The following is a 9,277-nucleotide window of genomic DNA, read 5'->3' as shown; positions in this document are numbered from 1 at the left end:
GACGTAGGAACGTTTCTCCCTTTTACCTGTTGGCCAGACACAACCAAAAGGGAGGCTCTACATGCCCATCGAAGCAAGTGAACAAGGTAACCTGATTGGCAGCGACAAGGTCGAAGGCACCGCAGTGTTCGGCGCTGACGACCAGAAGATCGGTTCAATCGAGCGCGTGATGATCGACAAGAAGAGTGGCCGGGTTTCCTACGCTGTGCTCAGCTTTGGCGGCTTTCTCGGCATCGGCGACGATCACTATCCCCTGCCCTGGCAGTCGCTGAAATATGATACCGCACTGGGCGGTTATCGCACTGGCGTAACGCAGCAGCAGCTGGAGAACGCTCCCAAATACGGCAACGACAATAGTTGGAATTGGGCTGACACATCGCGGGCCCGCGCGGTGAACGATTACTACGGCGTTCCCATGGGCATCTGACGCCCGGGATATACCACACAGCAGAACGGCACCCGATCGGGTGCCGTTCTTGTTTGTTCACCCAGTCCGATGCATCGGCACTCTAGTGCGCCAGTTCCTTGCGCACTGCCGCAGCCGCATTGCCGACTTTCTCCACCGCCGCCTGCAGCTTCTCGCGGGACACACCGAGCTGATGGGTCCAGTATTTCACCTCATGCGCCTCGTGCATGTTGATCTTGCTGCGATCCGGCTGACCCTTGTTCTTCCGGTCGTCCATCGTCGTCGGCCTCTTCAATTAACTGGTTGATATAAATGGCGAGCTGCTCGCCGGCGTCATTGAAATCTTCGTCCACGCAAGGTGTCCCATATGCCGTTTGGTGAGTGCAAAACATGCACGACTGTGACTTGTTCCGGGCGCCGCTCACCTGCCACACAAGTAATCGTTCAAATGCCGGAGATTCCGCCAACCCGGCTTTAACTGCACTTCCAGAGCTCGGAGAACCCAATCGCACCCGCGGCATTATGGGAGATGATGTCCACAGCCCTTGTCGTTCAAACCGTCGAACTGAGGCCGAACCCGCCGCCTTACGGTCGGCTGTCATTGCGCAAGGGGGCATGGGACCAGTTGCAGGCGAAACGGGCCTATGACGACCATCACGAGCCGCCGGAGGCGCCGGTCGAGCTCGACAAGAAGGTCTGAGGTTAGCCACCAGTCCCGCCGGCGATCCACGCTCTATTGCGAAACGCCCCCACCAATGCCGACGCTCCCGCCGACCCTGATGCAGGTCGACGTCCCCTCAACCTGGACGAAGCCCGCGCCGTATTGCTTACACGGATCTGGTTTTCGTGGTGCCGGCGTCATGCTCTGCTTCGTTGCCACTGGCTTCTTCGACGCCGCAGCGAAGGCCTGCAGCGGGATGACAGCGATCAGCAGTCCAACAACGATAATTCTCATGGTCTTCCCTCGCCGCTTGTATGCGGTCGCATAGCTCATTGGAACGAATACCGCAGTGCGGTGTTTCCATGGCATGGGACCGAGAGAAGAAGATAATGGTGTATTGCTGCTCAGCGCGGTCGCGCTTGTCTGCGGAATGATCGCCTTCGTACCGTGGGTCCTCGAGCCGACCCCCGCTGTTGCAAGCAAAAACACCCAGCGTGTCGCCTATGAGCGACCTGTGTCGCAAGAGCCGGTGCGCGTGATCATGCCCTTTAGCCCGAACACCACGCCAAGCCAGCGTTGAAGCCTTGCTTGGCTAGTTGGCAGCCACAGGCTGGCCCGCGGTACGAGTGAGCTTGTCGGCTTTCAGCAGGACATGGTCCGTTGCCGGCTGCGGCCGGGCGAAGAAGCTCACCGCGACAAAGGCTGTGCAGAACAGAAATCCCACCAGCATCACCCGTCGATGCGTCGGCTTGTCGGCATTGTGAAACGAAGCGGACATGGTCACTCCCTCGATGGGAAATGAATAGCTCACTCTTATTTCCGCGCAATCATACTCTGGTTTTAACCTAACCGATGAAGGTTACTTGGCCGATCGGATTTTAACGAAGCCGTTGTGGACTGTTAATTTCCGGCGCTCCCGCGATCAAACTAAACTACAGGCCGCATCGTGAAGCGCTCCTGCCTGGTTCGTTACTTCCTCGGCGTGTTACTTCTTATCGACGTTGTCCTGCGAGATCGGGGGAGAGCAGGTCTCCTTCGCATACTTCTCAGCGAGTTCGAATATTTCGCGACGGCGCTCCGGCTCGTTAATGGTGAGGTAAGTCACGACCATTTTTAAGGCCTCCTCGTCCGAAGCCCTTCCAAACCGCCACACGAGTAACACTCCCAAGTTGTACGGAAAGGTTTCGGAACCTTTTCCCTGTACGTTGAATTGAATGCCCATCAATATACGCAATATTACGATCGGTTGGCCAATAAGTTCCGGGAGCGGTGATGATTGTCGGTCGGCCCATCTCGGAGATCTGCAGGGAGCTCGCCATCTCGGCGCAGGCGAGCCATCAGACAGTTCTCGCGCAGATCCTGCGGATGGCTTCGCTCGAAGCCGCCCAGAGCGGCGTGCGTCATCATGAAGGCGATTCCAGTATCCAGGATCGATTGGTCGGCACCTGGGACTGGGACATCGCCAATGACCGCGTCTATGCAGACAGCAAATTCGCCCGTCTGTTCGGCGTCAATGCGGATTTGGCCTCGCGGGGCACGCCGTTGCAAGATTGGCTGGATGCCATTCATCCGGACGACATCGATGACGTCACCGCCGCTATCAATCGCGCACTGACGACCGGTCAGGTGTTCTCCCGTGAATATCGCGTCGTCTCTCACGGCGACACGCATTGGGTTTATGCGCGCGGTATGTGCACGCTCGATTCGTCGGGCAAGGCGGTTCGGTTTCCCGGCGCCATCGTCGACATCACGCGGGAGAAGATCGATGACCATCATTTCAGCATCGTCCCGACCTAATCCCGCACGGTTCGAGATTGCCCTTTACGACAGCGTTGCCGATAAAATGCTGCGGTCACGGCTTAATACATCGTCGCCGGGAACGTAGCCTTGCGCTGCCGGTTATGCCCGCATGGCAAGGAAATTTTTTAGCGTCGTCGTCGTTCGCTCCGTCGAGGAATCCGTGGAGATCGTCGTGGAAGCCAAGAGCGCCGATGACGCCCATGTGGCGGCCATTCAGCATTTGCAAAAAAACGGTGACGAATATGCGTGGGAGAAGCCGCGCAAGGATTTGACCGTCTGGCACAAGCGGGAAATCGATACGCCCGCCATCGTGGATGTCAGCGCCTGAGGGCAACGCTCTTCACAATTCAGATGGTGCGCCCTCTTTCTCAAGACGACATCTGCCATTTGTCTTGTTTAGCTGCTATGGCAAGCGCCGCTGCCCTAGTGGTTGCACGCTTGTGTCGATCCCATGGAGACAATCCCAATGCGCTACCTTCACACCATGCTGCGCGTCCGCAATCTGGATGCGGCCCTGAAATTCTATGCCGATGCGCTCGAGCTCAAGGAAGTCCGCCGGGTCGACAACGACAAGGCGAAATTCACTCTGGTGTTCTTGTGCGCCGCCGAAGACGAGGCGTTGCTTGCCAAGACCAAGGGACGCGGCGCGCCGCTGGTCGAACTCACTTACAACTGGGACGAAGAGAAATACGGCGAGGATCGCTATTTCGGCCATCTCGCTTACGAAGTCGACGACATCTATGCGACCTGCGACCGGTTGATGAAGCTCGGCATCACCATCAATCGTCCGCCGCGCGATGGCCAGATGGCCTTCGTTCGCTCGCCCGATCTGCATTCCATCGAGCTTCTGCAGAAAGGCGACGCACTGCCGCCGCAGGAGCCATGGTCGTCAATGCCCAACACCGGACATTGGTAACTCACAAAACGCATCGCTGCAGGTGCAGCGGTGGAACGCCATGAGCAATGCCGCGTTGTCGATGCGATACTGATTTCATGGAGGCTGAGACAATGGGACGTGGAATTCTGCTCTGGCTGCTGGGTGTACCGATTCCGGTGATCATTCTGCTGTGGCTCTTCTTCGGTCGCTGACGCCTCCCAAGCTGAACCCATGAACAGGCCTCGCTCACGCGGGGCCTGTTTCGTTTGCGGGCTCGCTCCTTTGTGAGAGGTCAGCACGAGACCGGCCTTGCGATGGCGGCGCGTTGCTGGCTAAACCTGCGGCGCTTATTCGCCAGCGAGGTTCATCGTGTCACAGACTCCCACTCCATCCCTGCAGATCTGGGGCCGCGCCAATTCGGTCAATGTGCAAAAGGTTCTGTGGTGCTGCCATGAACTCGACGTCGCCTATGAGCGCATCGATGCCGGCATGCAGTTCGGCCGAAATGGCGAGGCCGACTATCTGGCGATGAATCCCAACGGCCGCGTCCCCACATTGGTGCAAGGCGATTTCGTGCTGTGGGAATCCAATTCCATCATGCGCTATATCGCCCTGGCCTATGGCGCTACATCGCCCCTCTACCCATCCACGCCAAAAGTGCGCGCCGGGATGGAGCGCTGGCTCGACTGGACACTGACGACATTGCAGCCGGCCGAGCGCCCGTTGTTTTGGGGACTGGTGCGGACGCCCGTCGCCGACCGCGACATGGCCGCGCTGCAGAAGGCCGCGGATGCCAATGCGGCGCTGTGGGAGATGGTCGACCGGCAACTTTCCCATCAGACCTGGATGGAAGGCGACGATTTCAGTCTCGCCGATATCGCCATCGGTTGCTATGCGCGGCGCTGGTTCGGCGTCGAGGGTGTCACGCGCCCTGCACTTCCGCATCTGCAACATTGGTATCAGGTGATCTCGGCACGGCCTGGCTTCCAGACCTATGTCGCGCCGCCGCTCTCCTGATAGCAGGCGTTCGCTTGAACGTTAGTTCAACGAACGTTCGAGCAGCAGGATGCCCATGATCAACACCAGCGTGATCCCGGCCACGACCAGGCGCATGGTCCAGTTCATGCCGCGGCCGATCCACCACAGCAGCGCGCAGCCCATCAATACGGGAATGACGATATCGGGGCGCACGATCGTGGAGCCCTACGCGATGAAGCGAACGCCCAGCGTCTTGCCGCGGCGCCAGACCACTTCACACGTACGCCCGGTGCGTGCGTCGCGCGAGAAGGCCAGCTTCATCTTGTTGGGGACCGACGTGGGATCGTCGACGACGACTTTCGCGCCGGAAGTCGAGAGATCCAGTACATTGCATTGCCGGGCCGCGAATCCACCGTCCAGCGTGATCCATGCGGCCTGGTGTACGGACCGGCGTGTGTCGCGTTTTTTCGTCACTGCCATCGCATCACTCCACGCCCCCGGGAGAGAGCCTTAAGCCTGCATGCTTTAAGAACCGTTGAGAGGTGCAGAAGAGTTCGAAATGTCCTGTGCACAAGGTCCGTGCGCCGCGCATGGGGATCATCCACCTGATCCCTCACCGCCCACTTGCCGACCCGAACAAACGTCACTATACGTTCGGCCGCTGGCACCAAACTGATTTGCTTTCGGTCGGTGCCGCCCGCGATAGATCAGCCCTAAAGCTTTGATGTTGCGGCGATTTTAGAAATAGCCGTGCAGAACCGCGGTATCCTTGGCCTGATTTCGGGCCGCTGGATCGGCCGGGGTTTTTTGCTCCCTTCGTCTATCGGTTAGGACGCCACCCTTTCACGGTGGAGAGAGCGGTTCGATTCCGCTAGGGAGCGCCATTCGCGCACTGCCCTGGGTTAGGCCACGTTATTGCCACCCGAGCCTTATTTTCGTTGAACTTGGCCGCGAACCTCCCGAAATTCACGCGTTCTGGATGGTTTTGTCGCGGATTGGAACGATCACACGCCATAGGACTTCGAGCTTCATGGTCGAAATCATGCCGAGCGCTTCCCAGCACAGTTACGCGTCCGAACCCAGTCACACCTGGCGCATTAGCCAGCAGCCGATCATGGTTGCGGCTGCGGCCCTGTTTCTGGTCGTGATCGGCATCGGCGGCATCTTCACGTGGCGCAGCTATAGCGGCGCAACGCCGGAGCCGGAGCGTCTCACCGCATCGCGCCTGCAGCAGGCCCGTGTGGCGCAGGCGTCCGAACAGTTGATCGAGAAAACCAAGGGCATCGAGGCCACGCAGCAGCAGTCGATCGACCAACTCCAGGTCGTGCAGGATCAGTTGCAGACTATGCAGCGTCTGATGACGGCGCAGCAGAACGAAGCGCGCAAGCTCAACGAGCAGGTCGGCGCCCTCACCTCCACGCTCGACACTCTCCGGCAGTCTTTTGCCAGCACCTCGGCGACCGACGACAAGCCTGCCGCGCGAGAGCAACCGCGCCGCTCACGCTCCCGCGCCGCGGCAAGCAAGGGCCGTCAGAAGATGAAGATCGTTGTGCAGCGCAAGCGCCCCGGGGCGCGCGGCTAAGCCATCCCGCGCGATTGCTCCCGAGTACACGTGAACTGCTTGTACTCTCCACAGCACCGCGCCTAGTCTGTCTGGCCGAACGCAATCTGCACTGCTCAAGGTGCGAGATCATGCGATACCGGCAGGGAGCGAGACATGAAGCATGACGGCGGCGATCACCTTCACGCGCACGACAGCGCGATGACCGAGAAATACGGCAGCACCACACTGGCAACACTCCGCAAGATCTACGGCAAGTTTTTCGCAGCCGGGCATCCCGACACGCTCACGCTCAGCGAAGTGCTGCCGAAGCTCAACGACACGTCGCTCAGTCAGCTCCGCCGCGATCACGACACCGGGCATCTCAAGAAGAAGATCTCGAAGGCCGCGTGATGCGAGACGTTGGCGCTGGGGCTACAACGACTTGCGCAGCAACATCACGGTCAGCACGATCACGACGACCGGTGCTCCGAATGTCACCGGGAGCAACCATGGACTGTCGGCGTCGATGAGTGTGCCGGGGATGACGCCGATCAAGGCGTGATCGACGATCCAGACCATTGCTGACACGATACTGGCAATTTCGAACTTCAGACGCGGCATGCCGGTAATGCCCGCGACGCTGGTGACCAGCGCGCGCGCCGGCCCGATATGATAACCGACCATGATCGCCGCGATGCCGTAGCGCTCGAATAGCCCACGCACCCGCGCCACCAGTTGCTGACGCGATTGGAGCATCCGCATCTCCAGCAGCCTCGGCCCGCACCGTTTGCCGAGCTCATAGGACACGCTCATGCCGAGCACCGCACCGCCGATGGCCCAGAGGACGAAAGTCCAGGATACCACGCCGGCGCCGATCAGCACGCCGGTCGCCGTCACGATGGCCGCAGCCGGAACGACAAAACTGGAGCCGACCAGACACCCGAAGAAGGCGATGACGAAGCCAAGCGGTCCAGCCCAATCGGCTTGCGCCGCGATCAGCGCCGAGATTTTCTGAATGATGTCCATCAGGGAGGAGATTCCGAACCGGCGCGCTGTGTTTCGTCCATCACCAGCAATGAAACAAAACCGCGGTCGAAGAAACCGTTTCCTCGCCTCCGCGCAAACTGCCTGAAGCGAACGCCCTCTATCCCATCGTTCCAACGACGCGCCGATCGGCGCACGGATGGACACAAGATCGAGGGACACACGATGACATTCACCACCGCCAAGCTCGCCGCCGCCACTGTTCTTGCATTCGGCATGCTGACCACCGTCTGCCACGCCTACAGCGCCGAGCAGGAACAGCTTTGCACGGGCGATGCGATGCGTCTCTGTAGTTCGGAGATCCCGGATGTCGATCGCGTCACGGCTTGCATGATCCGCAACAAGTCTCAGCTCAGTGACGGCTGCAAGTCGGTGTTCGCGCCGGCTTCGGCCTACCAGCCAGCATCGCTGCGGACCTCGAAGCCGGTCAATCTGGTGCCGGCCCGGATTCGCTGACGCCTAGCGCCGGCGCGCCACGGCGACGCCCAGCAGAAAAGCAACCAGCAGCGATCCCAGCGGCGCTTCGCGCGCAACATTGGCCAGGATGCTCAAGGGCATGCCTGGCTTCTTGCCGGACTCGATGGCACCGCCGATGCGGTGCGCGGTCTCGGTCACCGCCTCTTTCACATCCGTGATCGTTTCTGTGATTGTCGACCTGGCCTCAGGCACGGGCTCGACGCCTTCGTAGATGTAGGGGGGTGTCTTTGCGTCGTCGGCCATGGTCATTTCCCGTGCAGTATGAGCTGTGTCAGCCCAATCGACCGAACACTGATTGGTTCCGGCCCTGGCCCTGGCCCGCTAGCTTCTCTTTTGTCGCAGGCGGCTCCCGCAAGAGTCACTCTTTCCGGTCTGCCCGGCCGTCTATAATTAAGTTCCATGAACCTGCTCGAATCGCTCCCCACCGTGATCGGTATCGCCGCCGTGGCACCAGCTTTGCTGTTGCTGTGGCTGGTGATTGCTGCCGATGAACGGCCGGGACCGCCCGGGTTGGTCTGGGCGTCATTCCTGCTGGGGGCCGCCAGCATCTCCCTGCTCGGCTATGCCCGCGCGCTGTTCGCGGCAATTCCGGGCCTTACGGACAACCCGACCCTGGCCATGGTGCTCCACGCCGTGTTTGGTGTCGCCGCGCCGGAGGAGATCGTGAAGATCTTCGTCATCATCGCGGTGTCCACCCAGCGCGCCCGGACGGCCGATCCGATGGACACGGTGGTTTACGGCGCCGCCGCCGGCCTCGGCTTCGCAGCCTACGAGAATCTCGTCTATCTCCTGCAATATCCCGACATGTGGCGGACGCTCGCGGTGCTGCGTAGCGTGCTGACCGTGCCATTTCACGGCGCGCTCGGCGTCATCGCCGGCGCTTACATCGCCATCACCCGCTCCGGCCGTGCGCTCGGCGCCCATCGCCGCGACGGCTGGGCCTTCATTCGCACGCCCATGCTCATTGTTCTCGCGCCAGTGACGCTGCATGCCTGTTTCGATCTTCCTTTGCTGACGCTGCAGCGACATCCGGAAATCGTCGGCGTGATGCGCCGCGTGCTGGAGGCTGCCGGCGTGGTGATCGGCTTCGGCACCATTGCGCTGGCGGCGCGGCTGGTCCGGCGGATCGGCGCGCATCATGCACCGCATACGGAGGTGTCACGCGAGAGGCTCAGCCAGTTGCGCGGCATGTGGGCACTGCTGGTTGCCGGCGGCGGTGCGGGCTTTGCCGGCACGGCCTTTTTGCTGACTTCGATTCATCACTGGTTTACGAACCCGGCGCGCAACGTCACCATGGTGCTGATCCCGCTCGGTCTGGCATCGATCGCCATCGGCGCCGTGCTGCTGGTGCTGACGACGACAGCCTATATTCTCGGGCGCAACCGCATGCGCACGGCCGCACCGGCTATGACCGCGCAGTCGTAACGTTCAAGACCTCACGCGACATTCGAGCTATTCCCGATCAACAAACTTGCACGCTTCCGCGTGTGA

Annotated in this window: 18 protein-coding genes and 1 tRNA gene; 11 read left to right on the top strand and 8 right to left on the bottom strand. The window is 60.5% G+C overall.

Translation table 11 applies throughout. From position 1 onward, the window contains the following. Nucleotides 1–61: 61 nt before the first annotated feature. A complete protein-coding gene (locus AB7951_RS13025; RefSeq protein ID WP_089264240.1) occupies nt 62–427 on the top strand; it encodes a PRC-barrel domain-containing protein in 366 nt (121 codons plus the stop codon). An 82-nt stretch (nt 428–509) separates the two neighbouring features. Here AB7951_RS13025 and AB7951_RS13020 read toward each other — a convergent pair whose 3' ends face one another. Next, nucleotides 510–683 (bottom strand): DUF3606 domain-containing protein, encoded by a 174-nt coding sequence (locus AB7951_RS13020; RefSeq protein WP_120289587.1) that lies wholly within the window; start codon nt 681–683, stop codon nt 510–512. Between the two features lie 255 nt (nt 684–938). Between AB7951_RS13020 and AB7951_RS13015 the strand changes: the two genes are divergently transcribed. Beyond that, the gene (locus tag AB7951_RS13015; RefSeq protein ID WP_158596795.1) at nt 939–1,106 is read left to right on the top strand and encodes a hypothetical protein; all 168 of its coding nucleotides are present in this window, start codon (nt 939–941) and stop codon (nt 1,104–1,106) included. Between the two features lie 33 nt (nt 1,107–1,139). Here the strand turns inward: AB7951_RS13015 and AB7951_RS13010 are convergent, their stop codons facing one another. The 3 genes from AB7951_RS13010 to AB7951_RS13000 form a co-directional block, all read right to left on the bottom strand. Then, entirely contained in the window at nt 1,140–1,361 is a 222-nt protein-coding gene (locus AB7951_RS13010; protein ID WP_147421636.1) for a hypothetical protein, read from the bottom strand. Between the two features lie 298 nt (nt 1,362–1,659). Then, complete coding sequence (locus tag AB7951_RS13005; protein WP_147421635.1) at nt 1,660–1,845, bottom strand: hypothetical protein; 186 nt, start codon at nt 1,843–1,845, stop codon at nt 1,660–1,662. Nucleotides 1,846–2,052: 207 nt separating this feature from the next. Then, the gene (locus tag AB7951_RS13000; RefSeq protein ID WP_439061609.1) at nt 2,053–2,178 is read right to left on the bottom strand and encodes a hypothetical protein; all 126 of its coding nucleotides are present in this window, start codon (nt 2,176–2,178) and stop codon (nt 2,053–2,055) included. 161 nt (nt 2,179–2,339) lie between these two features. On the opposite strand from AB7951_RS13000, the gene AB7951_RS12995 reads away from it, so the two are divergent. From AB7951_RS12995 to AB7951_RS12980, 4 genes are all read left to right on the top strand, one after another. Further along, nucleotides 2,340–2,864 (top strand): PAS domain-containing protein, encoded by a 525-nt coding sequence (locus AB7951_RS12995; protein WP_120289579.1) that lies wholly within the window; start codon nt 2,340–2,342, stop codon nt 2,862–2,864. 163 nt (nt 2,865–3,027) lie between these two features. Further along, nucleotides 3,028–3,195: a hypothetical protein gene (locus AB7951_RS12990; RefSeq protein ID WP_244558297.1), complete on the top strand. Its 168-nt coding sequence runs from the start codon at nt 3,028–3,030 to the stop codon at nt 3,193–3,195. A gap of 138 nt (nt 3,196–3,333) precedes the next feature. Next, entirely contained in the window at nt 3,334–3,783 is a 450-nt protein-coding gene (locus tag AB7951_RS12985; RefSeq protein ID WP_093758501.1) for a VOC family protein, read from the top strand. A gap of 330 nt (nt 3,784–4,113) precedes the next feature. After that, the gene (locus AB7951_RS12980; RefSeq protein ID WP_120289577.1) at nt 4,114–4,761 is read left to right on the top strand and encodes a glutathione S-transferase; all 648 of its coding nucleotides are present in this window, start codon (nt 4,114–4,116) and stop codon (nt 4,759–4,761) included. A gap of 21 nt (nt 4,762–4,782) precedes the next feature. On the opposite strand, the gene AB7951_RS12975 is transcribed toward AB7951_RS12980, so the two are convergent. Both AB7951_RS12975 and AB7951_RS12970 read right to left on the bottom strand, forming a co-directional pair. Next, complete coding sequence (locus AB7951_RS12975) at nt 4,783–4,935, bottom strand: hypothetical protein (RefSeq protein WP_158596794.1); 153 nt, start codon at nt 4,933–4,935, stop codon at nt 4,783–4,785. Nucleotides 4,936–4,947: 12 nt separating this feature from the next. Continuing rightward, nucleotides 4,948–5,202 (bottom strand): PilZ domain-containing protein, encoded by a 255-nt coding sequence (locus AB7951_RS12970; protein WP_089264230.1) that lies wholly within the window; start codon nt 5,200–5,202, stop codon nt 4,948–4,950. Nucleotides 5,203–5,531: 329 nt separating this feature from the next. Here AB7951_RS12970 and AB7951_RS12965 point away from each other — a divergent pair. The 3 genes from AB7951_RS12965 (at nt 5,532) to AB7951_RS12955 (ending at nt 6,676) form a co-directional block, all read left to right on the top strand. Next, nucleotides 5,532–5,606 (top strand) — tRNA-Glu (locus AB7951_RS12965). A 146-nt stretch (nt 5,607–5,752) separates the two neighbouring features. Continuing rightward, nucleotides 5,753–6,304, top strand: a complete 552-nt coding sequence (locus tag AB7951_RS12960; protein WP_309946149.1) for a hypothetical protein — start codon at nt 5,753–5,755, stop codon at nt 6,302–6,304. 135 nt (nt 6,305–6,439) lie between these two features. After that, on the top strand, nt 6,440–6,676 hold the full coding sequence (locus AB7951_RS12955; protein ID WP_068736536.1) for a hypothetical protein: 237 nt from the start codon (nt 6,440–6,442) through the stop codon (nt 6,674–6,676). Nucleotides 6,677–6,697: 21 nt separating this feature from the next. Here the strand turns inward: AB7951_RS12955 and AB7951_RS12950 are convergent, their stop codons facing one another. Further along, nucleotides 6,698–7,291, bottom strand: a complete 594-nt coding sequence (locus AB7951_RS12950) for a VTT domain-containing protein (RefSeq protein ID WP_120289486.1) — start codon at nt 7,289–7,291, stop codon at nt 6,698–6,700. Between the two features lie 183 nt (nt 7,292–7,474). On the opposite strand from AB7951_RS12950, the gene AB7951_RS12945 reads away from it, so the two are divergent. Then, a complete protein-coding gene (locus AB7951_RS12945) occupies nt 7,475–7,765 on the top strand; it encodes a hypothetical protein (RefSeq protein ID WP_199712062.1) in 291 nt (96 codons plus the stop codon). 3 nt (nt 7,766–7,768) lie between these two features. Here the strand turns inward: AB7951_RS12945 and AB7951_RS12940 are convergent, their stop codons facing one another. Then, nucleotides 7,769–8,029, bottom strand: a complete 261-nt coding sequence (locus AB7951_RS12940) for a hypothetical protein (RefSeq protein WP_068736902.1) — start codon at nt 8,027–8,029, stop codon at nt 7,769–7,771. A gap of 156 nt (nt 8,030–8,185) precedes the next feature. Between AB7951_RS12940 and AB7951_RS12935 the strand changes: the two genes are divergently transcribed. Beyond that, nucleotides 8,186–9,211 (top strand): PrsW family glutamic-type intramembrane protease, encoded by a 1,026-nt coding sequence (locus AB7951_RS12935; RefSeq protein WP_120289484.1) that lies wholly within the window; start codon nt 8,186–8,188, stop codon nt 9,209–9,211. The last annotated feature ends 66 nt before the right edge of the window (nt 9,212–9,277 follow it).

The sequence above is a fragment of the Tardiphaga sp. 285_C5_N1_2 genome, assembly GCF_052076065.1.
GTDB lineage: Bacteria > Pseudomonadota > Alphaproteobacteria > Rhizobiales > Xanthobacteraceae > Tardiphaga > Tardiphaga robiniae.
This window is presented reverse-complemented; position numbering and strand designations above follow the sequence as displayed.